Origin of the sequence: Streptomyces sp. NPDC057939, from assembly GCF_042887545.1 — a bacterium.
GTDB lineage: Bacteria > Actinomycetota > Actinomycetes > Streptomycetales > Streptomycetaceae > Streptomyces.
On sequence record NZ_JBHVPG010000026.1, the window covers coordinates 13,119 to 35,869 of the forward strand.

At 74.9% G+C, this 22,751-nt stretch carries 21 protein-coding genes; 10 read left to right on the plus strand and 11 right to left on the minus strand.

Annotated features, from left to right (window positions below):
- Positions 1-82: 82 nt before the first annotated feature.
- Entirely contained in the window at positions 83-1,153 is a 1,071-nt protein-coding gene (locus ACFVS6_RS25525) for an AI-2E family transporter (protein ID WP_389707195.1), read from the plus strand.
- 66 nt (positions 1,154-1,219) lie between these two features.
- Complete coding sequence (locus ACFVS6_RS25530; RefSeq protein WP_389707197.1) at positions 1,220-1,462, plus strand: DUF6158 family protein; 243 nt, start codon at positions 1,220-1,222, stop codon at positions 1,460-1,462.
- A 108-nt stretch (positions 1,463-1,570) separates the two neighbouring features.
- Here the strand turns inward: ACFVS6_RS25530 and rpmG are convergent, their stop codons facing one another.
- The gene (gene rpmG / locus ACFVS6_RS25535; protein ID WP_389707199.1) at positions 1,571-1,735 is read right to left on the minus strand and encodes a 50S ribosomal protein L33; all 165 of its coding nucleotides are present in this window, start codon (positions 1,733-1,735) and stop codon (positions 1,571-1,573) included.
- 108 nt (positions 1,736-1,843) lie between these two features.
- Here rpmG and ACFVS6_RS25540 point away from each other — a divergent pair, with 108 nt between their 5' ends.
- Positions 1,844-3,502 carry an MFS transporter gene (locus ACFVS6_RS25540; protein WP_389707200.1) on the plus strand — a complete coding sequence of 553 codons (1,659 nt, stop codon included), beginning with the start codon at positions 1,844-1,846 and terminating at the stop codon, positions 3,500-3,502.
- 27 nt (positions 3,503-3,529) lie between these two features.
- Here the strand turns inward: ACFVS6_RS25540 and ACFVS6_RS25545 are convergent, their stop codons facing one another.
- On the minus strand, positions 3,530-4,906 hold the full coding sequence (locus tag ACFVS6_RS25545) for a tetratricopeptide repeat protein (RefSeq protein WP_389707202.1): 1,377 nt from the start codon (positions 4,904-4,906) through the stop codon (positions 3,530-3,532).
- Positions 4,907-5,057: 151 nt separating this feature from the next.
- On the opposite strand from ACFVS6_RS25545, the gene ACFVS6_RS25550 reads away from it, so the two are divergent.
- Positions 5,058-6,407 carry a M64 family metallopeptidase gene (locus tag ACFVS6_RS25550; protein WP_389707204.1) on the plus strand — a complete coding sequence of 450 codons (1,350 nt, stop codon included), beginning with the start codon at positions 5,058-5,060 and terminating at the stop codon, positions 6,405-6,407.
- Positions 6,408-6,429: 22 nt separating this feature from the next.
- Here the strand turns inward: ACFVS6_RS25550 and ACFVS6_RS25555 are convergent, their stop codons facing one another.
- Both ACFVS6_RS25555 and ACFVS6_RS25560 read right to left on the minus strand, forming a co-directional pair.
- Positions 6,430-7,584 carry a serine hydrolase domain-containing protein gene (locus tag ACFVS6_RS25555; protein ID WP_389707205.1) on the minus strand — a complete coding sequence of 385 codons (1,155 nt, stop codon included), beginning with the start codon at positions 7,582-7,584 and terminating at the stop codon, positions 6,430-6,432.
- A gap of 4 nt (positions 7,585-7,588) precedes the next feature.
- Positions 7,589-9,331 carry a carboxylesterase/lipase family protein gene (locus ACFVS6_RS25560; RefSeq protein ID WP_389707207.1) on the minus strand — a complete coding sequence of 581 codons (1,743 nt, stop codon included), beginning with the start codon at positions 9,329-9,331 and terminating at the stop codon, positions 7,589-7,591.
- A gap of 228 nt (positions 9,332-9,559) precedes the next feature.
- Here ACFVS6_RS25560 and ACFVS6_RS25565 point away from each other — a divergent pair, with 228 nt between their 5' ends.
- Positions 9,560-10,771 carry a hypothetical protein gene (locus ACFVS6_RS25565; RefSeq protein ID WP_389707209.1) on the plus strand — a complete coding sequence of 404 codons (1,212 nt, stop codon included), beginning with the start codon at positions 9,560-9,562 and terminating at the stop codon, positions 10,769-10,771.
- A gap of 78 nt (positions 10,772-10,849) precedes the next feature.
- On the opposite strand, the gene ACFVS6_RS25570 is transcribed toward ACFVS6_RS25565, so the two are convergent.
- From ACFVS6_RS25570 to ACFVS6_RS25580, 3 genes are read right to left on the minus strand one after another with little or no spacing between them, the layout of a single operon-like run.
- Entirely contained in the window at positions 10,850-11,878 is a 1,029-nt protein-coding gene (locus ACFVS6_RS25570) for an NAD(P)/FAD-dependent oxidoreductase (protein ID WP_389707211.1), read from the minus strand.
- Entirely contained in the window at positions 11,875-12,423 is a 549-nt protein-coding gene (locus ACFVS6_RS25575) for an isoprenylcysteine carboxyl methyltransferase family protein (RefSeq protein WP_389707213.1), read from the minus strand. The genes ACFVS6_RS25570 and ACFVS6_RS25575 overlap by 4 nt, the downstream gene beginning before the upstream one ends.
- Positions 12,424-12,436: 13 nt before the next feature.
- Positions 12,437-13,498, minus strand: coding sequence for a type III polyketide synthase (locus ACFVS6_RS25580; protein WP_389707215.1), 1,062 nt, complete (start codon positions 13,496-13,498; stop codon positions 12,437-12,439).
- Between the two features lie 88 nt (positions 13,499-13,586).
- Here ACFVS6_RS25580 and ACFVS6_RS25585 point away from each other — a divergent pair, with 88 nt between their 5' ends.
- A complete protein-coding gene (locus ACFVS6_RS25585) occupies positions 13,587-14,525 on the plus strand; it encodes a UbiA family prenyltransferase (RefSeq protein WP_389707217.1) in 939 nt (312 codons plus the stop codon).
- A 34-nt stretch (positions 14,526-14,559) separates the two neighbouring features.
- Here the strand turns inward: ACFVS6_RS25585 and ACFVS6_RS25590 are convergent, their stop codons facing one another.
- Positions 14,560-15,597, minus strand: coding sequence for a PHP domain-containing protein (locus tag ACFVS6_RS25590; protein ID WP_389707219.1), 1,038 nt, complete (start codon positions 15,595-15,597; stop codon positions 14,560-14,562).
- 98 nt (positions 15,598-15,695) lie between these two features.
- On the opposite strand from ACFVS6_RS25590, the gene ACFVS6_RS25595 reads away from it, so the two are divergent.
- Positions 15,696-16,535 (plus strand): class II glutamine amidotransferase, encoded by an 840-nt coding sequence (locus ACFVS6_RS25595; protein ID WP_385691140.1) that lies wholly within the window; start codon positions 15,696-15,698, stop codon positions 16,533-16,535.
- A gap of 72 nt (positions 16,536-16,607) precedes the next feature.
- Here ACFVS6_RS25595 and ACFVS6_RS25600 read toward each other — a convergent pair whose 3' ends face one another.
- Both ACFVS6_RS25600 and ACFVS6_RS25605 read right to left on the minus strand, forming a co-directional pair.
- Positions 16,608-17,396: a VOC family protein gene (locus ACFVS6_RS25600; protein WP_389707221.1), complete on the minus strand. Its 789-nt coding sequence runs from the start codon at positions 17,394-17,396 to the stop codon at positions 16,608-16,610.
- A 96-nt stretch (positions 17,397-17,492) separates the two neighbouring features.
- Positions 17,493-18,062 (minus strand): HPP family protein, encoded by a 570-nt coding sequence (locus ACFVS6_RS25605; RefSeq protein WP_389707223.1) that lies wholly within the window; start codon positions 18,060-18,062, stop codon positions 17,493-17,495.
- A 329-nt stretch (positions 18,063-18,391) separates the two neighbouring features.
- Between ACFVS6_RS25605 and ACFVS6_RS25610 the strand changes: the two genes are divergently transcribed.
- From ACFVS6_RS25610 to ACFVS6_RS25620, 3 genes are all read left to right on the plus strand, one after another.
- Positions 18,392-18,928, plus strand: a complete 537-nt coding sequence (locus ACFVS6_RS25610; RefSeq protein ID WP_389707225.1) for a cupin domain-containing protein — start codon at positions 18,392-18,394, stop codon at positions 18,926-18,928.
- 141 nt (positions 18,929-19,069) lie between these two features.
- Positions 19,070-20,035: an isopenicillin N synthase family dioxygenase gene (locus ACFVS6_RS25615; protein WP_389707226.1), complete on the plus strand. Its 966-nt coding sequence runs from the start codon at positions 19,070-19,072 to the stop codon at positions 20,033-20,035.
- Between the two features lie 121 nt (positions 20,036-20,156).
- Positions 20,157-21,335, plus strand: coding sequence for an alpha/beta hydrolase family protein (locus ACFVS6_RS25620; RefSeq protein WP_389707228.1), 1,179 nt, complete (start codon positions 20,157-20,159; stop codon positions 21,333-21,335).
- 23 nt (positions 21,336-21,358) lie between these two features.
- Here ACFVS6_RS25620 and ACFVS6_RS25625 read toward each other — a convergent pair whose 3' ends face one another.
- Complete coding sequence (locus tag ACFVS6_RS25625; protein WP_389707230.1) at positions 21,359-22,645, minus strand: sulfite oxidase; 1,287 nt, start codon at positions 22,643-22,645, stop codon at positions 21,359-21,361.
- Between the last annotated feature and the right edge of the window lie 106 nt (positions 22,646-22,751).

Sequence of the window (22,751 nt, forward strand, 5' to 3'; positions counted from 1 at the left end):
GCGGCAACGCATTTTCTCCCCGGACGGGCGAAATCGGCCGTCTCCGCGTGGCAGCCTCCGTTCCGCGTGGCACCCATGAACCATGCCGACGGTGTCCCCGCTCCTGCGTACGGTCGCGTCCTACGCCTGGCGCCTGCTGGTCGTCGGCGCGGCCGTGTACGCGGTCTTCGCCCTGCTGGGCCGTTTCCACGAGATCGCCGTGGCGCTGTTCCTCGGATTGATCCTCACCGCGCTGCTCGGGCCGCCCACCCGCGGCCTCACGCGCTTCCTGCCCGGCCCGGTCGCCGTCGCCGTCACGCTGGTCGGCACCCTCGTGCTGCTCATGGGGGTGCTCGCGCTGGTCGGCGAGGCGGTGGCGGGGGAGAGCACCACCTTGGTCCGCGAGTTCCGCGACGGCCTGGACAGCATCGAGGAGTGGCTGGAGCGGCCGCCCTTCCGGTTGAACCCCGAGGCGCTCTCCGACATCCAGTCCAAGGTCGGCGCGTTCCTGTCCAGCCACCGTTCGACGCTGCTCAGCACCGCGGTCAGCGGGGCCGGGCACCTGGTGCAGGTGCTGACGGTGCTGGCCCTCGCCGCGTTCTCGTCGGTGTTCTTCCTGCACGGCGGGGACCGGCAGTGGTCGTGGTTCTGCTCGCAGCTCCCCGAGCCGGCGCGCGAGCGGGTGGGCGTCGCGGGGCGCGCCGCCTGGCGCACCTTCACCGGGTACACCCACGGGATCGTGCTGGTCGCCGCGACGAACGCGGTGCTCGTCGGGGTGGCGCTGTACTTCCTCGGGGTTCCGCTGGCGGTGCCGCTCGCGTTGCTGGAGTTCTTCGCCGCGTTCATCCCCCTCGTCGGGTCGCCGGTCGCGCTGGGGGTCGCCGCGGTGGTCGCCCTGGCGGCGAAGGGGCCGTTCGTCGCTGCCCTGGTGGTCGCGCTGATCGTGGTCATCGGCCAGATCGAGGGCCACCTGCTGCACCCGCTCGTCATGAGCCGGGCGGTCCGGTTGCATCCGCTGGTGGTGGCCGTCTCCGTGGTCGCAGGGGCCATCGCCGCCGGGGTGGTCGGCGCGGTGGTCGCGGTTCCGCTGGTCTCCGTGCTCTGGTCGGTGCGTACGGCCCTGCGTGCGCACGCCGCGCTCAACCCGGCCCCGACGGCGGGGAAGGGCGGCTGAACGGTGCCCGGGCCCGCGCGCGCGGGGGCGGGTGACTCCCTACCGTAAGACGTGGAGGTGGTCGTGATGGCCGAGCACGGCGGTGGACCAGCGGCACGCGAGCTGGAGGACGGCAGGCTGCTGAAGGAGCTGGAGACGATCCACCGCACGCGCCACGAGACGCTGCTGCACGGGTCGGACGACGCGCTCGCCACGCACACGCAGCGGCTCAAGGAGCTGGAGGACGAGTACCTGCGCCGTCATCCGCAGCGGGCTCCGACAGCGGGCCGCACCCGTTCGGGCGCCCGGGCCCGGACCGCGGAGGACTGAGCGGAAACTGGTCCGCCCCGCGAATGCGCGGGGCGGCAGTCGGCTTGTGCCCGTCGGGGACGCGCGCAAACCATCGGCCCCGGGACGGGCCGGGGAGGGATCCGGGGGTCAGCGTTCCTCGCGGAAGTCGACGTGCCGGCGGGTCACGGGGTCGTACTTGCGCAGGGTCATCCGGTCGGGGTCGTTGCGGCGGTTCTTGCGGGTGACGTAGGTGAAGCCGGTCCCCGCGGTCGAGCGCAGCTTGATGATCGGGCGAATTTCGTTGCGAGCCATGCCACGAGTATATGGCAATGGATGTCGTTTTCAATAAACTCCCAAAATTGAGCCTCCTTTGCATCGAGTGAGACAAATTTGTATCATCCGAGGCGAAGGAGGCTCATCATGGTGAATGAAGAACGGCTACTGGAGGACGCTCCGGCGCGAGCACTCGCGAGCGACCGCACCTCCGGCCCGGGCCCTGAGCCCGCCTCCCGCACCGCCCGCCGCCGACCCGTGCACCACACCGAACGGAACCCCATGCGCACCCCCACGCCGGACCCGCGTCGCTGGATCGTCCTGGCGATCCTCTCCGGCAGTCTCCTGCTCATATCGATGGACACCACGATCCTCAACGTGGCCTTCCCCTCGCTGGTCGCCGACCTCCGGCCCGGCGCCGTCCAGCAGCTGTGGATCATCGACATCTACGCGCTGGCCCTGTCCGGACTGCTCGTCACCGCGGGCGCCCTGGGCGACCGCTGGGGCCGCAAGCGGCTGCTGATGGCGGGCTTCGGCATCTTCTCCGTGGCTTCGCTCATCGCCGTGTTCTCCACCGAGGCCTGGCACGTCATCGCGGCCCGCGCCCTGCTAGGCATGGGCGGCGCGGCCATCATGCCGTCCACGCTCTCCATCCTGCGCAGCGTCTTCACCGACGCCAAGGAGCGCGCCTTCGCCCTCGCCGTCTGGGCCGCCGTGTTCGGTGGCGGCATGGCCTTCGGACCCGTCGTCGGCGGCTTCCTGGTCCAGGACCACGGCTGGCACTCCGCGTTCCTCCTGAACCTCCCCGTCGCCGCCGTCATCGTCGCCGCCGGACTGCGCTACCTCCCCGAATCGCGCGCTCCGCGCGGAGCGGGCCGCTGGGACTGGTGGGGCGTCGGCCAGTCGATCGTCGGCATGCTCGCCCTCGCGGGCGGCATCAAGCAGCTCGGCAAGAGCGGCGTCGCCGATCCGCTGCCCTGGGCCCTGCTGATCCTCGCCGCCGTCGCGCTCACCGTGTTCGTGCGCCGCCAGCTCCGCCTGGACGACCCGCTGCTCCAGGTCCGGCTGTTCGCCAAGCCCGCCTTCAGCGTCGCCGCGACCGCGATCTTCCTGCCGATGGTGGGCATGGGCGCGATCCTGTTCCTGGTCACCCAGTGGTTCCAGTACGGCCAGGGCTACACCCCGCTGGAGGCCGGACTGCGCCTCCTGCCCGCCCCCCTCGCCCTGATCTGCGCCTCGATGGTGGCGCCCACCCTCATGCAGCGGTTCCCGATCCGGCACGTGCTCGGCGCCGGACTGCTCGTCCTGGCCGCCGGCATGGCGCTGCCCTGGACCGTCCAGCAGTTCACCGGCCTCGGCTACCCCGCCTTCGCGGTCGCGCTGACCGTGATGGGGGTCGGCGCGGGCATCGCCACCACCGTCGCCTCCGTCACCCTGGTCTCCGCCGCACCCGCCGACCAGGTCTCCAGCGCCGCCGCCATCGAGGAGACCTGCTACGAACTGGGCTCCGCGATGGGCGTCGCCGTCCTCGGCAGCACGGCCGCCGCCCTCTACCGCGGCAACCTGCCCGTCCTCGACCTCGACGGCCCCACCGCGAGCACCGTACGGGACTCCGTCGGCGAAGCGGCGCACACCGCCGAACGGCTCGGCGGCGCCGTCGGCGAGGCCCTCATGAACACCGCCTCGCAGGCCTACACCCTGGCCATCACCCCGGCGTTCCTCATGGCCGGAGCCCTGGCCGTCGCCGCGGCCGCCACCACCTGGGCGATGATCCCGCGCGACCTGCGGCCCACCGACAACCACTGACCGGCCCCGCATGCTCCCGTCGCCGCCTCACCGCGGCGCCGGGAGCGTCGTCGTCGACGGGCGGAACGCGGGCGTGGCCGGCGCCGGCCCCAACGTGGTCGTCCCCGGAGCCGCCCGGTGCCCGAGCCCGGTGCGGTACGCGTCCAGGGCCGCCTCCATCCGCCCCGTGCGCCGCAGCAGATCGCCCAACAGGCGGCACAGGTCGGCGAGGTCCCCGCCCGCACCGCTGCGCTCCAGCAGGGCGAGCGCCCGCACGTAGTGTTCCTCCGCCTCCTCCGTCAGCCCCCGCTCCTCCGCGATCAGGCCGAGCAGCCGGTGCGCCCCGCCCGCGTGCACGCTCCCGGGCCCCGCCACCGGTCCGCCGCCCGGCGCCAACAGCGCCGACACCAGCTCGGTCGCCTCCGCGTACCGGCCCAGCCGGCGCAGCACGTCGGCGAGCTCGACCTCCACCTGCGAGGCGTACAGGGCCGCCCGTTTGGCCGTCAGCATCTCCCGAGCCGTCCGCAGCTCCCGCTCGGCCGACTCCAGGTCCCCGTGCTGCGCCTGGACGTAGCCGCGCATCCAGTGGCAGTGCGCCAGATCCGTCCGCAGCCGCAGCTGCCGGTAGACCGCCTGGGCCTTCGCGAGGGAGGCGTCCGCTTCCGCCACCCGCCCCTCCGCCAGGAAGGTCCGCGCGACCTGCCGGTGCAGGCCCGCCACCAGCGCCGGATCCCCGACCTGGGGGGCCAACGCCAGCGCCAACTCTGCCGCGTGCGCGGCCCGGGCGTGGGCGCCCATGTCGATGTACGGCCCGATCACCGCCGAGTGGAGCAGCAGCAACGCCTCGGGATCGGCGAGCCCCTCCGAGTTCAACGCGTCGATGGCCGACTCCAGCAGGTAGCAGGCGTAACGCAGCTCGCCCGCCAGCAGGTGCGCGACGGCCCGGCCCCGGATCGGACGCGCCCGGCGGGGGAGCGGCTGGTCGGCCAGCAGCGCCTCCGCCTCCTCGAACCGGGCGATGGCCTGCGGCAGCCGACCCGCCTCCAGCGCGCAGTCCCCGAGCCCCAGCAGCGCCTCGGCCCGCTCGTCGACCAGGTCCAGCTCCTCCGCCTCGGCCAGCAGCCGCCGGTAGTGGCCGGCGGCCTCCTCCGCGGACCCGGTGGCCAGGGTCCGCTGGGCGTCCGTGAGGGCCAGCCGCAGTTCGGTCGCCAGTCGCGCCGGGCGACCCGTCGCCAACTCCTCGTACGAGGTGCCGAGCCGCCCGGCGAGGAAGCGCAGGGCGGCCTCCGAGGGCCGGACCTTGCCGGCCTCCAGGGTCGACACGTACGCGGGAGTGTAGGAAGGCTCCGCCAACTGCCGCTGGGTCAAACCGCGTTCCGCGCGCATTCGCTGTACGCGGCGCCCGATCTCGGCCGGTTGGTCCATGAAAGCCCCCTGCTGTACGTCGTGTTGTCGGGCGAGCACCAGTATTCAGCCGTTGTGGACCATTGCGCACGCCCCGCGCGCCACCTAATTTAAGCAACCGGTTCAGTCCATTTACCTTTTCGCTTAACTCCCTTTTGCCGTGGAGGACTTGATGAGAACAGCCGTCCGGTCGACCCTGCGGGCGGCCCTCGCCGCAGCCTGCGCCGGCGCCGTCCTGCTGACCGCTCCGGCGCCCGCCCAGGCCGCCGAACCGCCCCGCCCCGGGCGGGTCGAGGTCGAGATACCCGGGCCCGAACACGGCGACGAAGCCGGATCCGGCCACGTCCTCGTACCCGCCGCGGGACCCGCCCCGGCGGCGCCCCGGCGGTCCCCGTCGGCGCGGGCCGCCGACAAGGACGGACGGGTCACCAAGATGATCGACAACGGCCCCACCGCGGACCGGCTCGACGTGGTCGTCGTCGGCGATGGCTACACCGCCGACCAACTCGACGCGTTCCACGCCGACGCCCGGGCCAAATGGGCCGAGGTCGAGGCCGTCGAGCCCTACGCCACCTACCGGACCCTCTTCAACGTGTGGACGGTGGACGCCGTGTCCACCCAGTCGGGGGTCTCCGGCGACCCCGACCCCGGCTCCGTCCGCGACACCGCGCTCGGCAGCCGCTTCTGGTGCGAGGACATCGAACGGCTGCTGTGCGTCGACCAGCCGAAGGTGGACGCGTACGTCGCCGCGGCCCCCGAGGCGGACCTGGTCATCGTCCTGGCGAACAGCGCCAAGTACGGTGGGGCCGGTTACAACGAACCCAGCCCCACCCTCGGCTACGAGGGCATCTCCACCGCCTCCGCCGGCCACCCCAAGTCCGGCCAGGTCGCCATCCACGAGACCGGCCACTCCCTCGGCAAGCTCGCCGACGAGTACTTCTACCCCGGAGTCCCCGACTACGAGCGGTACACCGGCCCCGAACCCACCGACCCCAACACCTCCACGCTCGACGCCGTCCGCATGAAGGACCAGGGCGCCAAGTGGTACCGATGGCTCGGCGAGACCTCACCCGACGGCGGCACCGTCGGCACGTACGAGGGCGGCGGCTACTTCGCCACCGGACTCAACCGCCCCACCGACAACTCGCTGATGAGGATCCTCGGCAAACCCTTCAACCTGCCCGGCGTCGAGGCGATGATCGCCGGCTTCCACCGCCACGCGAACGTCGTCACCCCGCTCACGCCGACCGGCCGCACCCTGCGCCTGGGCCACACCGCACGGGTCTCCGTGCCGGACCTCGCCACCGGCGACGGCCGTCGGATCGAGGTCCGCTGGTACCTGGACGGCCGGGAACTGCGCCGCTTCGCGGGCCGCACCCAGGTCCGGGTCGCCGAGCTGTGGCTGTTCGACCTGCGCCGACACAAGCTGTCGGTGACCGCCACGGACCGCACCGACTCCGTGCGCGACCCCGCGATCGCCCGGACCCTGACCTCCACCGCCACCTGGGACGTACGCCTCTGAACCGGATCCACCGCACGGGCCGTCAGGCGCCGGCCGCGTACGCCCAGAAGTCGCGCATCAGGGCGGGCGGGGTCGGCCCGCCCAGCTCCAGCTGGGTCAGCAGGACGGCGACCGTCCCGGTGGACGGGACGACGTGCGCGGCCGTGCCCGTCCCACCGATCCAGCCGTAGCGCCCGGGCACGTTCCACGGGTCCCGCCGTTCGACGTCGACCGAGCCGCCGAACCCCCAGCCCTGCCCCTCCAGGAACAGTTCCCCGCCCGCCCGCTGAGCGGGCGTCAACCGGTCGGTCATCATCTGCCGCACCGAGCCGGGCGTCAGCAGCGCCCGCCCGTCCGCGGCCCGGCCCCCGGCGAGCAGCATCCGCCCGAACGCGCACCAGTCGTCGGCGGTGGAGACCAACCCGCCCCCGCCCGACGGGAACGCCACGGGACGGCTCCACTGCCCGTCCGGGGCGTCGACCAGCTCCGGCGGGCCGCCGTCCGGGCCGCCGCGGTAGTAGCCCGTGAACCGGTCCAGGCGGTCCCCGGTCACCACGAACCCGGTGTCGCCCATCCCCAGCGGCACGAAGATCCGTTCGGCCAGGAACTCCGGCAGGGACTGCCCCGAAACCCGGGCGATCAGCACACCCAGGATGTCGGAACAGGTGTGGTAGAGCCACGCCTCACCCGGTTGGTACAGCATCGGGACGCGGGCCAGCGCCGCCATCCACTCGTCGGGCGGCGGTACGTGCTGCGGCTGGGGAGGGCCCTGTTTCAGCTCGCCGAACAGCGGGCCGACCGCCGGCAGCGAGAAGTCCGACGGGAACCCGTACCCCGCGCGGAAGGTGAGCAGGTCCTCCACGGTGACGGGACGCACGGCCGGCACCACCTCGTCGACCGGCGACCGCGGGGTGCGCACGACCACCGGCGACGCGAGCTCGGGGAGCCAGCGCCGCACCGCGGCGTCCAGCTCCAGCCGGCCCTCCTCGACGAGCAGCATGACCGCCGCGGCCGTCACCGGCTTCGTCAGCGACGCGATCCGGAAGAGGGAGTCCCGGGCCATCGGGGTCGCGCCACCGGCCTCGGCGTCACCGACCGCGACGCATTCGGTGCGGCTCTCCCGGGCCACCAGCGCCACCGCGCCCGGCAGTTCCCCGCCGCGCACGTGCGCCTCCAGGACCTCGCGCAGTCCGGTCACGGGATCACCTTCCTTCGGGGGCCTCGGAGATGCCGGGGCCGTCGGAGCTTTCGGGAACCTCGGGGGCCTGCGCGTCGTCGGGGCCGCCGAACGGCGGCAAGGAGTCCCACAGGGCGCAGTGGTGCTCGGCCCGCGCGTCCACCGGCCGGATCCCGCCCGGCCCCGCGGCCAGGGACAGCACGGACGCCGGAGCGGGGGAGGAGGCGGGGGCCACGCGGGGCCACCAGGGGCCGGAGGAGGCCCCGCCGATCCCGTTCGGCGAGCCCGTGCGGGCGAAGCGCGTCCAGTACTCCGTCATCCGCTCCGACAGCGCCCGCTGCGCCGGGGCCAGGTCCACGACCCGGAAGAGGTAGGGGAGTTCGAAGCCGTGGGTCGCGCCGAACGGGAACTCCGGGGCCTGCGGCAGCGGTACGAAGACCGGCGCGTCGCGGTCGCTGAACCGGTAGCCGTACGTCGGCACGTGCCGGGCCAACGCCCTGCTGTCCCGCAGCGCGGGGCAGGTGAACGAGGCGTCCGAGAGCAGCGCGGCCCAGGCGAGCGCGGCCGTCGGGTACCGGTCCGCCGGGTACGCCTCCCCGACGGCCGGTGCCGACGGGCCGAAGGACCTCACGAGCCGCTCACGGTAGGTCCGTTCGTCGGGGACCGGATACGACGGCAGGACCTGGGACAGGAAGAGCCGCATCTCGTCCTGCGCGGTCCCCTGCACCACCGGCACCCGGTGGAACCGTCCGGACTCCAACGCCCGGCGCGGCGACCGCGGCAACGACCCGTTCCCGTACGACAGGAGGGAGAACCGCTCCATCAGCGCGGGCGTCGCCAGTCGGGTCGCGTCCAGGCCGCGCAGGCAGTCGAGCGCGGAGGTCGACGGCCCGGCGCCGCAGCCCAGATCCCGCGCCGCCGCCGCGCCGGCCGCCACCGTGCGCCGCTCCGGGACGAACGGCTCGTAGGCGCCCTGCGTCGGCAGCAGCGCGTACGGGGGCATCGTGGTGGAGCAGGACCCGCTCTGGGCGACGGCCCGCCCGAACAGTCCGGCCGAGGCGGGGGACACCAGGTGCGCGCAGACGCCGAGACCGCCCGCCGACACCCCGAACACGGTGACCCGGTCCGGATCACCGCCGAAGGCGCCCGCGTTCGCCCGGACCCAGCGCAGCGCGGCCTGCTGGTCGGCGAGGGCGAAATTCGGGGCGCCACCGAGCTCCGGATGCCCGAAGAGGCCGAAGACACCGAGCCGGTAATTCACCGTGACCACCAGCACGTCGCCCCGTACGACGAGCGGCTCCGGCAGGTGGGCGGCCCCCGACCCGTCGCGGAAACCACCGGGGTGGAACCAGACCATGACCGGCCGCTCCCGCCCCCGGCCCGCCGGGGCGGTGACGTTCAGGAACAGGCAGTCCTCCGAGCCGATCGGCGTCGCCGGGCCCAGCGGCGGGAGTTGCACGCACGCCGAGCCGGGCGCCCCGGCATCGAGCACGCCCGCCCTGCGGGGCGCCGGGCGCGGCAGTCGCCAGCGCAGCGGGCCGGTCGGCGGGGCGGCGTACGGAATCGCCTCGAAGGTGTCGTACGACCCGTGGGCGCGTCCCCGAACGGGCCCCTCGGCGGTGTCGACGACGGGCCGGTCCGCGTCCCGGGCCAGTGCGGCGGAGGGACCGGCCGCGCCGGCGCCGAGCAGCAGCGCCGCGGCCAGCGCCACTGCCGGCAGCCCCGACCGGAGGACGGCCGTCGGTCGGACGGTTCCGGGCTGCGGCATGACTGGTTCCCTCCCGAGCTGGTGCTCCGCCCACTCTGCGCGAGCCCCGTCGCCGGGCCCCGTCGCCGGCGGCGTGTCCCGCCGGCGGGCCGCCGGCCCCCCGTTTGCCCGCCCCGAATGGCGCAGTGCGCGGACGTCCGGCTGAATGTAACAAAGCGTGCGCTTCCCATGACGCACGATGACCGGCGCGCGATGTGTAGACCCGCGTGTCGGCGAACGGAGCTTTCCATGAATGACCCCAGCACCCTCGCGACGACGGCACACGACGACCGCGACGGGCCTCCCCCCGCACCGATCCCGACCACCGGACCGCCCGCTGCCGCGGCCCCGTCCGGGCTGCCCGATCCGACTCCGGCCACCATGCCGCCGCTCGACGCGGTGGCGGCGGGTCCGCTGCCGACGGCGCAGCCGACACCGCCGGTGCCCCTGCCGACCTCCCAGCCCGCGGCGCCCGCCCCGGTCACCCCCATCACCCCCGTCACCCCGGCGCTGCCGGTGGCTCCGGTCACGCCGGTCGAGGCGCCCCCGAGCGTCGCACCGGCCACCGGGGCCGCACCGGTCGCCCCCGTCCCGCCGAGCGGTGATCCCACCGTCCCCGCCGACGATCCGCACACCGAGCCCATACGGACCCTGCTGGAGACCGCGGCCACCTGCCGTCCCGTCGAAGAGGTCACCGCGCTGGTGAACCTCCTCAGGCAGACCGGGCAACTCCCCAACCCCGGACACGAGGCGCTCCGCGCGGCCGCCGTGTCCCGGCCCGTCCACGAGGTCCGGCACATGGTCGCCCTGCTCGGCGAGCACCCCCACGAGGAGGGCGAGGCCGACATCACGCTGCGGGCCGCGGCAGTCGGCCGGTCCATCGAGGACGTGGCCCTGCTGGTCAGCATCCTGGGCCCCGACGGCACCCCCCGGACGGACCGTCCGCAGGAGGCGGCCCCGCCGCCCCCGCAGGAACGCGGGTGGGGTGAACAGGTGAAGCGCGAACGCAATCCGCGCCCCACCGCCCCCCGCCCGGCGCCCGTCCGAGCCCCCGAGCGCCCGCAGGGGCCGCTGCGCCACCTGCTGCGCTGGCCGGCGGCCGCGGCCCTGCTGCTGTGCGGCGTGGTCCACCTGCCGGGCGACCTGGCGGACCGGCCCGCCCCGGCCGCCGGTGACCTGCTGCCCCTCGCGGTCTCCCTGCTCTGCCTGGGCGTCGGAGCCCTGCTGGCGGTGCGCGACACCGTCCTGGTGTGGCGGCTCGCGGCCGTGACCGCGCTGACCGTGGTCACGCTCCACGTGGTCGGCGGCGTCGTCCTCTACGACCCGCTGGAGGGCGCGCTCGGCGGGCCCCACACCTGGGCGGGCATCGCGACGGTGCTCTGCGCCGGCGCCGGAGCGCTCCTCGCCGGGCTGGCCCTGCGGTACCGGCCGGACCGGGCCCGCTCCGAGCCGGGCACCTGACCGGGAGCACATCGGGCCCCGGGCGCGTTCGCGCGCGCCCGGGGCCCTCCCGCGCCCGCCCGGCCGGACACGCCCGGCTCACCGCGCGAGCAGGTTCACCGCCCCCGTGAACACCCGGGGCAGGCGGACCGCCGCCGGGACGATCCGCCCCGCGAGCGGCGCTCGGCGCCGGGCCCACAACAGCGACCCCGTCAGGGTGCGGTAGCCGAACGACAGTCGCCGCCAAGCCCGTTCGTACTCCTGCGGACGGCCGGCGCACACGCACCGGACGAGCTCCCGGGCCGCCGTCACCGCCAGCGTGAGCCCCTCACCGGTCAGCGCGTCGACGTATCCGGCGGCGTCGCCCACGAGCAGGACCCGGCCCGCCACCCGGGTCCGCGCCCCCTGCCGCAGCGGGCCCGCCCCGCGCACCGGGCCGGCCCGACCGGTCGCCAACCGTTCGGCCAGCAGCGGGAAACGGGCCAACTGGAGGTCGTACGGCCCCTGCTCCGAGGTCAGTACGGCCACGCCGATCCGGTCGGACCCCAGCGGGGTCACGTAGGCCTCCGACCCGTGCGACCAGTGCACCTCGACCAGGTCGCTCCACGGCGCCACGGCGTAGTGCCGGCGCAGCCCGTAGCGGGCCGGCGCGCCCGGGGCGGTCGGCGCGGTGAGGCCCAGCGCGCGCCGGACCGGCGAGTGCAGGCCGTCCGCCGCGACGAGGTAGCGGGCGGTGAGCCCGGCCGCCCGCACCCCGGCGCCGTCCTGGTGGACCTCGCCGACGCGCCGCGCCACCGTCCGCACGCCGAGCGCCGCCGCCCGGTCCGCGAGGGCCGCCTGGAGATCGGTGCGCCGGGTGCCGCGCCCGGGGCCGGACCGGAACAACCCCTGCGCCCGCAGGCCCGTCCCGGCGTCGACGTACCCGATCCCGTGGAACTCCCGGCCGCCCACCGCCACGCCCAGTTCCTCGAAGCGGCGCACGGCACCCGGCATCAGCCCCTCGCCGCAGGCCTTGTCGACGGGTGTGGGGCGCGGCTCGACGACGACGGCCTCCAGCCCCGCCAACGCGGCGTGGATCGCGGTCGCCAGCCCGGCCGGACCACCGCCCGCGACGAGCAGGTCGATCACGGTGCCGCGCCCACGAGCGGTGCCCCCGTGCGGGAATCCGCGAGCGCCGTGTCCTCGCAGCGGATCCGCACCCGCAGGAGCACGGCGTTCGCCGCGGTGAACGCGACCGCCGTCCACCAGGCCGAGTGCACCAGAGGCAGGGCGAACCCCTCGACCACGACCGCCACGTAGTTCGGGTGGCGCAGCAGCCGGTACGGCCCCGAGGCCACCAGCGGCAGCTCCGGCACCACGATCACCCGCGTGTTCCAGCGCGGGCCGAGCGTGGTGACGCACCACCAGCGCAACCCCTGCGCGGCGAGGGCGGCGGCGAGGGCCGTCCAGCCGAGGGCCGGGAGGAAGGGCCGACCGGCCAGCCAGGGCTCCACCGCGCACCCCGCCAACAGGGCGGTGTGCAGGGCGACCATGGCCGGATAGTGGCCGCGGCCGTACTCCCGGCCGCCGCGCTCCAGGCTCCACGCGGCGTTGCGACGGGCGGTGACGAGCTCGGCGATCCGCTCGGCCGCCACGAGCGCGAGGAGGATCAGGTACAGGGTGTACGGGGTCATCGGCATCGGTACCTCACCAGCGCAGCAGGACGAGTTCGGAGGCGAAGCCCGGTCCGAAGGCCAGCATCAGGCCCACCGATCCGGGTGCGGGCGGCCCGGCGGCCTGGACGTCGCCGAGGATGTGCAGCACGGACGCGGAGGACAGGTTGCCGACGGCGGCCAGGGAGCGGCGGCTCGCCGCGAAGGCGCGCTCAGGCAGGCCGAGGGCCCCGCTCAGCACGTCGAGGATCTTCGGACCGCCCGGGTGGCAGATCCAGGCGTCGACGTCCGCCGGTTTGAGGTCGTGGCAGGCCAGGAACGACTCGATCTCCTCCGCCACGTGCAGCCGGACCAGCTCCGGCAGTTCGCGTCCCAGGACCATGCGGAAGCCCCAGTCGCCGATGTCCCACCCGAGCAGGTGCTCGGTGCCCGGGTAGAGGCGGCTGCGGGAGGCCACCACCGAAGGGCCGGCACCGCTCCCGTGCAGGGGATGCCCGTGGCCCACCGCGATCAGGGCCCCGGCCCCGTCCCCGAAGAGCGCCCCGGCCACCAGGTTGGCCATCGAGGTGTCCTTCGGCTGGAGGGTGAGCGAGCACAACTCCGTCGACAGCAGCAGGGCCGCGTCGGCGGGTCGGCCCGTCAGGTGGTCGTGCAGCCGCCCCAGCCCGGCGGCGCCCGCCGCGCAGCCGAGGCCGAAGAGCGGCACCCGCCGTACGTCGGGCCGCAGCCCGGCGCGGGAGGCGAGACGGGCCTCCAGGGAGGGGGTGGCGAGCCCGGTCACCGTGGTCGACATGACCAGGTCGAGCTCCCCGGCCCCGAGCGTGCTCCGGGTGAGGGCGCGGGAGACGGCCAGGGCGCCGAGGTCCAGGGCGGTGCGGACGAAGACGGAGTTCGTCTCCCCGAAGGAGGGGTCCGGGCCGTAGCGCTCCAGGGGGAGCGCGAGGTGGCGGGAGCCCACGCGTACCGATGCGTGGACCCGGCGCAGCAACGCTGCGTCGGCGCCCGGCGGGAGGAACCCGGCGAGCGCCTCCGTGATCTGCGACTGCCGGTACAGGTGCGGCGGGAACACGCTGCTCACTGCCAGGACACGTGTCATTGGCCCAACATAGGGAAGAACTGACGCCGCATCACGAATGACGCGGGGTGTGCGGGCCCGACGTGCCGCCACGGCGTAGCGTGAAACGGTGTCCGCCCGTGCCCGACCTGCCCGAGTCGACTCGGCCCGTCCCGAGCCCGCCCGTCCCGAGCCCGCCCGTCCCGAACCCTCCGGTCCCGTCCGCGCCGCGCCCGTCCGGTCCGGGTTCGCGCCCGGCGCCGTGGCGGGCGGGCTGCTGCGCGCCTGCCATCCCGTGCCGGCCGCCGCCGTGACCCTGTTCGCCGCCGCGCTCGCGGCGGCCTCCGGCCGCGGGGCCGCGGGCTCCGCGCTCACCGCGGGCGCGGTGGCCGCGGGGCAGCTCTCGGTGGGCTGGTGCAACGACCGGGCCGACCTGAGCCGTGACCTGGCCACCGGCCGCCGCGACAAACCCCTGACGACCGGCCGGGTACGGCCCGCCGAGGTGAGCGCCGCCGCGCTCGCCGCGCTGCTCTGCTGCGTCGCGCTCTCCGTCGCCTGCGGGCCCGGGGCCGCCGCGGCGCACCTCGTCGGGGTGGCGGCCGCCTGGGCGTACAACCTCCGCCTCAAGGCCACGGCCGCGTCCTGGCTCCCCTACGCCCTCGCCTTCGGCCTGCTCCCCGCCTTCGTGACGCTGGGCCTGCCCGGTGCGCCCTGGCCGCCGCCGTGGCTGACCTGCGCGGCCGCCCTGCTGGGCGCCGGGGCGCACTTCGCCAACGTACTGCCCGACATCGCCGACGACCTGGCCACCGGCATCCGCGGCCTGCCGCAACGGCTCGGCGCCCGGTGGTCGGCAGCGGCGGCCGCCCTGCTGGTCGCCGCGTCGACGGTGTGCCTGGTCGCCGGACCGCCGGGACGGATCACCCCGCACGGCTGGACGCTGCTCGCCGTCACCGCCGGGCTGCTGGCCGCCACGGCCCGCGCGCACGGCCGGATCCCCTTCGCGGGCTCGATGGCGGTCGCGGGCGCCGACGTCCTGCTGCTCCTGCTGCACGGCGCGGGACCACCGTGAGCCCGTCGCGGGAGGCCTCCGCCGGCGCGGGCCGCTACGCGGGCGGGCGCCGGGTCCGGGTCCAGGCGAGGAGGTCCTCCGCTGCCCAGGTGTTGATCACCCGCTCGGCCGGCACCCCGCACTCCGCGGCCCGCCCGCAGCCCAGTACCTGCCAGTCGAGCTGGCCCGGCGCGTGCGCGTCGGTGTCGATGGCGAAGAACACTCCCGCCGACACCGCCTCCCTCAGCAGCCGGCGGGGCGGGTCCAGCCGCTCCGGCCGGCTGTTGATCTCCACGGCGGTCCCGGACGCGGCGCACGCCGCGAAGACGGCGCCGGCGTCGAACTCGGACTCCGGGCGGGTACGGCCGGTCACCAGCCGGCCCGTGCAGTGCCCGAGTACGTCCATCAGCGGGTTGCCCACCGCCTTCAGGAGCCGCCGCGTCATCGCGGAGGACTCCATCCGCAGCTTCGAGTGGACCGAGCCGACGACGAGGTCGAGCTCCTCCAACAACTCCGGCTCCTGGTCCAGCGAACCGTCCGCCAGGATGTCGCACTCGATCCCGGTGAGCAGCCGGAACGGCGCCCACGCCGCGTTCAGTTCCGCCACCACCAGCAGTTGTTCGCGCAGCCGCTCCGGCGAGAGCCCCCGGGCGACCGTCAGCCGCGGCGAATGGTCGGTGAGCACCGCCCACTCGTGCCCCAGCGCGGCGGACGCCCGTCCCATGGCCTCGATCGGGCTGCCGCCGTCCGACCAGTCCGAATGCAGGTGGCAGTCCCCGCGCAGGGCGGCGCGCAGCGCCACGGCCGCGGGGGAGGGCGGCGGACCTTCGGGGAGCGCGGCCGCCTCGTCCTCCAAGGCGCTCAGGTACTGCGGAACGGCCCCGCCGAGCGCTTCCAGGACCACCTGCGCCGTCTTGGGGCCGATGCCCCTGACCGCTTCCAGCGAGCCGGCCGCGGCCCGCTCGGCGACCTCCGACCCGCCCATGCGCACGAGCGCGGCCGACGCCGTACGGAAGGCCTTGACCCGGTACGTGGGCGCCTGGGCCCGCTCCAGCAGGAAGGCGATCCGGTCCAGCGCCGCCACCGGGTCCATGCGCGTACCTCCTCCCGGGCCCAGTGTCGCAAGGCCACCGGGGCCCGGCGACCGCTGCCGCGTTAGGCTCGGTACTGGCTGTGAAAGGGATGATGCCCATGTGTCGCTGGCTTGCCTATTCCGGCTCGCCCATGCTGCTCGACGCCGTTCTCTACCGCCCCGAGCACTCGCTCATCAACCAGAGCCTGCACGCCCGCATGGGGGTGGAGTCCACCAACGGCGACGGATTCGGCATCGGCTGGTACAGCCCGGACGGGGACGGCACGCCGGCGGTCTTCCGTGACATCGGACCGGCCTGGAACAACCGAAACCTCCAGGAACTGGCCGGCCACGTCCGCTCGTCGCTGTTCTTCGCGCACGTCCGGGCCTCCACCGGGTCGGCGATCCAGCAGACCAACTGCCATCCGTTCCGGCACGGACGCTGGCTGTGGATGCACAACGGGGCGATCACCGACTTCCAGCGCCTCCAGCGCGACCTGTGCATGGCCGTCGACCCCGCGCTCTTCCCGTCCATCGAGGGCTCGACCGACTCGGAGGTGATGTTCTACCTGGCCGTCACCTTCGGCCTCGACCAGGACGTCCCCGGCGCGGTGGCACGGATGGCGGGCCTCGTGGAACGCCTCGGCAAGGAGCACGGCGTGCCCGATCCGCTCCAGATGACCGTCGCCGTCAGCGACGGCGAACGCGTCTGGGCGTTCCGCTACTCCAGCGAGGGCAGGTCCCGTTCGCTGTTCTACAGCGCCAGGGCCGAGACCGTGCGCCAGCTCCACCCGGAGATCGACTTCCTGCGCGACCTGTCCGACGCCTCCCGGCTGGTGGTGTCGGAACCGCTCGGCGACCTGCCCGGGGTGTGGAACGAACTGCCCGAGGCGAGCTACGCCGTCATTCCCTCCGATCCGGGGCAGGACTACCTGCCGTTCTTCCCCGAACCGCCGTGATCGTGATGTCGTGAGCCGCGGTGATGCCCGGAGCCACCCACAGTCGCCGCCGCCGGGGAGGCACGGCCGCCGTCATTCGACGGCGGTCGTCAGCGTGAACAGCGCTCCGTCCGGGTCGCGCAGGGTGACCGAGCGTTCGTGGCCGGCCGAGGCGACCTCGGAGACGGCGCGCCCGCCGAGGGAGACCGCCGCCTCGACGGCCGGCTCCAGCACCGGGACGCGGAAGTGCACGTGCCAGCGGGGCCGGGTGTGCGGGGTGTAGGCGGCCATCTCCACGGGCCCGCTGTTCAAGCGGGCGACCGGCTCGCCGCCCTGCCGCAGCACCACCTGGTCCTGCTCGTACGAGACCTCGCAGCACCCCGCGCGACCGGTCGCCCACTCCAGCACCTCGCCGTAGAAGAGCGCCGCGTCGAACGCGTTGCGCGTGCGCAGTTCCAACCAGGCGGGCGCCGGGCCCACGCCGACGCGCCAGCCGGACGAGACGGGACCGTCCCAGATCCCGAAGACCGCGCCCTCCAGATCGGCGACGAGCGCGGCCCGCCCGCCCGAGGGGAAGGAGACCGGCCCGACGGCGACGGTGCCGCTGCGCTCGCGGATCCGGCTCGCCGCCACGTCCACGTCATCGACGGCGAAGTAAGGGGTCCAGGCGACCGCCACCCCGAGGTCGGAGGCGAGGGCCCCGATGCCCGCCACCGGTACCCCGTCCAGCACGGCCACCGAGAACTCGCCGCCGAGACGGGCCGGGCGGAACTCCCAGCCCACGACCGCGCCGTAGAAGCGCTGCGCGCCGGCCATGTCACGGGCCATGAGGTTCACCCAACAGGGCGCCCCGAACACGTCCTTCGTCGTCATCTCCGCCATGTGTGCCGCCTCTCGTCCGCCACCACTGCCACTGCGCCGTCCCAGGACAAGAAGTAGCGCCCGGGCCCCCTCGGCCAGTGCAGGCGCGCCCGCAGGTCACCACCAGTAGGCGGGGTACCTCGGGGCCTTGCGGCGGATGCGGGAACCGGCGTACCCGGTGAGTACGAGGAGTACGGTCGAGCCGAGGAGAAGCGGCACGAAGCGGGCGGGCGCGGGGGTCTGGAGCACCGTGACGACGGCGGTGGCGACGGCCGGCGAGTGCGGGGTGCGGGCGACGGTGAGCAGCGCCAGGGTCAGTCCGGCCGCCACGGCCGCCGTCCAGGCGCTGCTGCCCGCCACCGCGAGGGCCGCGTATCCGACGGCGGCCCCCACCATGTGCCCGATGACGACGCCGCGCGGCTGCGCGAGGGGCAGGGTGGGCGCACTGTGCACGAGGGCGGCGCTGGCGGCCAGCGGGGGTATCAGGACCGGTTCGTGGATCATGGCGCCGATGCCGACCAGGGCCAGCAGGACGGTCGTCGCCGCGCTCACGCTGTGGAGGGCGGCGGCCGCGCTGGGGCGGGCGGGGGCCTTGGCCGCCATCAGCCGGGAGCGGGGTCGCGGGCCCGTCGCACCCGGGTCGGGATGCGGGGGAGCGGCGGTGACGGTGGTGGTGCTGGGACTCATACGGGGGCAGGTTTCCGGTGCGGGTGCGGGTGCGGGTGCGGCGGGCGGGACCGCGCTGGGCAGGCGGTAAGGCGGGAAGGGGGTGGGAAGGCGGGGCGGCGGACGAGGGGACGGGCAGGAGGGCCGGTGGCGGTGGTCACCGCCTGCCGGACTTCGCGCTCCGTGCCGGGTCGGGCCGACGCGATCCGCCGACGACTTTATCGGGCACGCGTACGAACCCCGTGGTGGGGGTGAGACCGTGGAGGAACAATGCGCCGATCGGGCCCGAACGACCGCTCGTGATCGTGTATGACTGCGAAGGCACGCGCAGCAGGCAGGGAAGGACCAGCATGACGACGCACCCCCACCTCGCCGGGGTCCTCACGGACCTCGACGCGGTGATCGCCGATGCCCCGGCCGACGCGACCGGGGCGCTGTGGCGGCTGACCGGCAGCGGCCGCGGCCTGGACTCGAACCTCATCCGGTTGCGCCCCCGCGCGGTCATCGGGGAGCACGCGGAGCCGGCGCTCGACGTCCTGCTCGTCGTCGTCGAGGGCGGCGGCCGGATGGACACCGACGACGGCCCGCTCGACCTGCGGCCCCACTCCGCGGTGTGGCTCGCGCGGAACGCCCGTCGCTCGCTGACCGCCGGACCGGACGGGCTGACGTACCTGACCGTCCACACCCGCCGCCCCGGCCTCGGGATCGGCACCGCCGCCGCGGGCGCGCCCGCCGACCGGCCCGCTCCCATGCCCGCCGCCCTCCCGGCGCCGGAGGGCGGGGAGCCTGCCTGCCTGCTCCACCGCGTCTGCGCCGACTGCGGGCGTCCCGCCACCGAGTCCGCCGCCCGCTACTGCTCGCGCTGCGGGGAGCGACTTCCGGACTGACCGCCGCCCCGGCCGCCCGACCCACCGGTCGGGGTGCCGGCCCGGCCCGCCCACGTGCCGGCCCGGCCCGCCCACGTGTCGGCCCGGACGGCCCTACGCTTTCCCCGGATGCCCCTCCACCGTCCGGAAGGCAGGTCCCGCATGACCGGTTCCCCCGTCCCCGTGATCGATCTCGGAGCGTGGCGGGCGGGCGACGCCGCCACCCGGGCCCGCATCGCCGCCCGTGTCGACGGGGCCCTCCAGGAGGCCGGGTTCCTCCTGGTCACCGGCCACGGCGTGCATCCCGCGCTGCCCGCCCGGATCCGGGAGGAGGCCCGCTCCTTCTTCCGGCTGCCGGCCTCGGTCAAGCGGCCGTACGCCGTCCGCGTCGGCGGGCGCGGCTGGCTCGGACCCGGCGCCGAGGCCAACAGCTACGCGGAGGGTGCCGCGTCCCCGCCCGACCTGAAGGAGTCATGGTCCTGCGCGGCCGAGGACCCGACGGGAGACCCCGCGGTGGACGCCGAGTGGTTCCGGCCGAACGTCTGGCCCGCCGAGACGCCGGAACTCGGACCGCGGGCGCGCCGGTACCTGGCGCGGATGAGGGCTCTCAGTGACGAGCTGCTGGAACTCCTCGCGACCGCCCTCGACCTGCCCGCCGACCACTTCACCCGGCACACCGGCCATCCCACCTGGGGGTTCAACCTGAACTGGTACCCCGGTACGGAGACGGTCGGGCAGCCGCTGCCCGGACAGTTCCGCATCGGGGCGCACACCGACTTCGGGACGGTCACCGTCCTGGACCGCGAGCCCGGCGCGGGCGGCCTGCAGATCCACACGGACGCCGGCGGCTGGCAGGACGCGCCGTACGACCCGGCCGCGCTGACCGTCAACATCGGTGACCTGCTGGCCCGTTGGACCGGGGACCGCTGGCGGGCGGGCCGCCACCGGGTGCTGCCGCCGCCCGCCCACGCCCCGGCCGAGGAACTGGTCTCGCTCGTCTACTTCTACGAGTGCGACGCGGGGACCCGCGTGGAGTCCCTGCCCGCGCCGCTCGGCCGGGTGGCGTACCCGCCGGTGGACTCGCACGCCTACCTGCGGGCGAAACTCGACGCGATCACCGTCGGGTGACCCGGGGTCAGGTGTCCCCATCAAGGATGATCTCCGGCCCGGTGCCTACGACTTGAGGCCGGTCGCCGGTCGTCCGTGCAGCGGACGACCGGCGACCGACCACCGGCATAGGTTCGCCCGTATGACACGCCGTCGAACCGCCGCCTCCCTGGTCCTGCTCACCCTCGTCCTCCCGTTGTTGCCGGTCGCCTCCGGTACCGCGGTCGCCGCCGGGTCGTCCGCGGCGGTCGCGCCCGCCGCCGCGCAGACTCCCCGGAAGGCCCCCGAACTCCCGCGCCCCACCGGCCGGTTCGCCGTCGGTCAGGACACCCTCCACCTCGTCGACCGCTCCCGTACCGACCACTGGTCGGGGTCCGGACCGCGCGAACTGATGGTGACCATGCGCTACCCGGCCCTGCGCGGCACCGGCGGACCGGTGCGCTACCTCACCGAGGAGGAGGCCCGACTGCTGCTCGTCGACCGGGGGTTGGACGGGCTGGTGTCCCCGCGGACCCTCGCGGACACCGCGTCGCACTCCCGGTCCGGGGCCCGCCCCGCAGCCGGCCGGTACCCGCTGATCGTGCTCTCGCCCGGATTCTCCGTACCCCGGGCCACCCTCACCTCCCTCGCCGAGGACCTGGCCTCGCGGGGCTACGTCGTCGCCGCCGTGGACCACGCCCACGAGAGCGCGGGCACGGCCTTCCCGGGAGGACGCGTGTTGCAGTGCCTCGCCTGCGAGAAGACCGGCGGCGACGCCGGCTACAAGGCGGTCAGCGACGGCCGCGCCCGTGACGTGTCCTTCCTGCTGGACCGGCTCACCGGACGCGACCCGGCCTGGCACCGCGCCGGGCTGATCGACCCGCACCGCATCGCCATGGCCGGTCACTCCATCGGCGGCGCCTCCGCTGCGGCGGCCATGGCGGCCGACGGCCGGGTCCGGGCCGGTGTCGACATGGACGGCGGCCTGGCGACACCCGTACCCGCCACCGGGCTCGGCGGTCGGCCCTTCATGTTGATCGGCAAGGCGGACCGGACACCCGGCAAGGACTCCACCTGGGACCGGGACTGGCCCCTGCTCGACGGCTGGAAGCGCTGGATCACCTTCGCCGACTCGGGCCACTTCACCTTCACCGACTTCCCCCACCTCGGCGACGAGCTGGGCATCCCCGACCCCGGGACGCCGCTGCCCGGCGCCCGGTCGGTCGAGCTGACCCGGCGGTACGTCGGCGCCTTCTTCGACCAGCACCTCAAGGGCCGGCCCCGGCCGGTCCTCGACGGCCCGGCAGCCGACGCCCCGGAGGTGCGCTTCCACCGGCCCTGACCGGCCCGCCGGCCGGGCCCCGGTCAGACCACCGTCACGGGGTGGCGCACCACCGCGTCGAACAGGTACCCCTGCGTGTTGTGGACCGCCGTCGCGGGCTGCGTACGGCCCGTGGCGTCCGTCGCCCGGGCCAGCAGGGCCGTCGGCCCCGCGGTGCGCGGGGTCCACGGCACCGACCAGCGGACCCAACTGCCCCGGCGCGGGGTGTCGTGCAGCCGGGCGCGCTGCCAGCGGATCCCGCCGTCCGTGCTCACCTCCACCCGGTGCACGGGTGCGGCGCCCGACCAGGACCGCCCGGTCAGCAGCCGCGTCCGGTGGACCGGGACGCTCGCGCCGAGCTCCAGCTCGAAGGCGCTCTTGAGGGTCTGCCGGGTCAGCGGGGCACTGCCCTCCGCTGGGTGCTCCGGCCCGAACAGCCGGTACAGGTCCGTGTTCCACGGGGTGTAGAGCGGGGTGCTGCTGACCTCGATGTCCCCGACCCATTTGATCGAGGAGATCCCGATCCAGTTCGGCACCACGACGCGCACGGGTGCCCCGTGGTCCGCGGGCAACGGCTGCCCGTTCATCTCGTACGCGAGGATCACGTCGTCCAGCGCCTTCGGGACGGGCAGCGGCCGCCGCACCCGCCCGAGGTTCACCCCGTTCGTCACCACCTCGTCGTCCAGCCCGCGCGGCAGGACGTCGACCGCGTCCCGGCGTATGCCGGCCCGCCGCAGGACGTCGGACAGCCGCGCGCCCCGCCAGTGCGCGACCCCGATCGCGCCGAGCGTCCATGCCGTGCCGCTGACCGGCCGACCCTGCTGGCTGGTGTAGAAGCTCCGGCCGTTTCCCGCGCACTCGATGAACAGGGTCCGCTCGACCGCCGGGAGCGCGCGCAGCCGCTCGTACGAGAACTCCACCGGCCCGCCGGCGAGGCCGTCGCCCCACACCCGCAACGTCCAGTCACGCGCCGCCGGCCGGGGCGTGGAGGTGTGGTTGCGGACGAAGAAACGGTCGATGGGGGTGAGCGGCCCGGTACCCCGAAGGGCCGCGAAGTTCGTCTCGGCGTTGGTGCCCCGTACGGTGAACAGCTCGGGCGGCAAGGCCTTGACGATGCCCGGCGCCGCCGCCCCCGCCGCCCCCGAGGCCTCGGCGGCCCCGGCCGTACCCGCTCCGGCCCCGAGTCCGAGCGGTCCCGCGGCGGCGGCACCGGCGGCGAACAGCTTCAGCAGGTGACGGCGGTCCACTCCGGCGGAACGGGCGCGTCCGCGCGCCCACTGCCGCAGGCGCGTACGGTCGTACCGGCTCTCGTCCGAGACGTCGAGGGACATGGGCGGGACACTCCTTCGTGACGGTTTCCCCACGCACCGTAGGACCCCGCACGGGCCCGCGGGAGAACACCCGCGGATGGCCACGAACCCGCAATACGGCCGCAAT

What these genes read in the sequence shown, in the direction of transcription:
- ACFVS6_RS25625 (WP_389707230.1), bottom strand. Translation starts at nt 22,645, where the DNA reads ATGTCCCTCGACGTCTCGGACGAGAGCCGGTACGACCGTACGCGCCTG.
- ACFVS6_RS25615 (WP_389707226.1), top strand. Translation starts at nt 19,070, where the DNA reads ATGACCGGTTCCCCCGTCCCCGTGATCGATCTCGGAGCGTGGCGGGCG.
- ACFVS6_RS25530 (WP_389707197.1), top strand. Translation starts at nt 1,220, where the DNA reads ATGGCCGAGCACGGCGGTGGACCAGCGGCACGCGAGCTGGAGGACGGC.
- ACFVS6_RS25620 (WP_389707228.1), top strand. Translation starts at nt 20,157, where the DNA reads ATGACACGCCGTCGAACCGCCGCCTCCCTGGTCCTGCTCACCCTCGTC.
- ACFVS6_RS25545 (WP_389707202.1), bottom strand. Translation starts at nt 4,906, where the DNA reads ATGGACCAACCGGCCGAGATCGGGCGCCGCGTACAGCGAATGCGCGCG.
- ACFVS6_RS25565 (WP_389707209.1), top strand. Translation starts at nt 9,560, where the DNA reads ATGAATGACCCCAGCACCCTCGCGACGACGGCACACGACGACCGCGAC.
- ACFVS6_RS25525 (WP_389707195.1), top strand. Translation starts at nt 83, where the DNA reads ATGCCGACGGTGTCCCCGCTCCTGCGTACGGTCGCGTCCTACGCCTGG.
- ACFVS6_RS25575 (WP_389707213.1), bottom strand. Translation starts at nt 12,423, where the DNA reads ATGACCCCGTACACCCTGTACCTGATCCTCCTCGCGCTCGTGGCGGCC.
- ACFVS6_RS25600 (WP_389707221.1), bottom strand. Translation starts at nt 17,396, where the DNA reads ATGGCGGAGATGACGACGAAGGACGTGTTCGGGGCGCCCTGTTGGGTG.
- rpmG (WP_389707199.1), bottom strand. Translation starts at nt 1,735, where the DNA reads ATGGCTCGCAACGAAATTCGCCCGATCATCAAGCTGCGCTCGACCGCG.
- ACFVS6_RS25605 (WP_389707223.1), bottom strand. Translation starts at nt 18,062, where the DNA reads ATGAGTCCCAGCACCACCACCGTCACCGCCGCTCCCCCGCATCCCGAC.
- ACFVS6_RS25540 (WP_389707200.1), top strand. Translation starts at nt 1,844, where the DNA reads ATGGTGAATGAAGAACGGCTACTGGAGGACGCTCCGGCGCGAGCACTC.
- ACFVS6_RS25590 (WP_389707219.1), bottom strand. Translation starts at nt 15,597, where the DNA reads ATGGACCCGGTGGCGGCGCTGGACCGGATCGCCTTCCTGCTGGAGCGG.
- ACFVS6_RS25560 (WP_389707207.1), bottom strand. Translation starts at nt 9,331, where the DNA reads ATGCCGCAGCCCGGAACCGTCCGACCGACGGCCGTCCTCCGGTCGGGG.
- ACFVS6_RS25595 (WP_385691140.1), top strand. Translation starts at nt 15,696, where the DNA reads ATGTGTCGCTGGCTTGCCTATTCCGGCTCGCCCATGCTGCTCGACGCC.
- ACFVS6_RS25550 (WP_389707204.1), top strand. Translation starts at nt 5,058, where the DNA reads ATGAGAACAGCCGTCCGGTCGACCCTGCGGGCGGCCCTCGCCGCAGCC.
- ACFVS6_RS25580 (WP_389707215.1), bottom strand. Translation starts at nt 13,498, where the DNA reads ATGACACGTGTCCTGGCAGTGAGCAGCGTGTTCCCGCCGCACCTGTAC.
- ACFVS6_RS25610 (WP_389707225.1), top strand. Translation starts at nt 18,392, where the DNA reads ATGACGACGCACCCCCACCTCGCCGGGGTCCTCACGGACCTCGACGCG.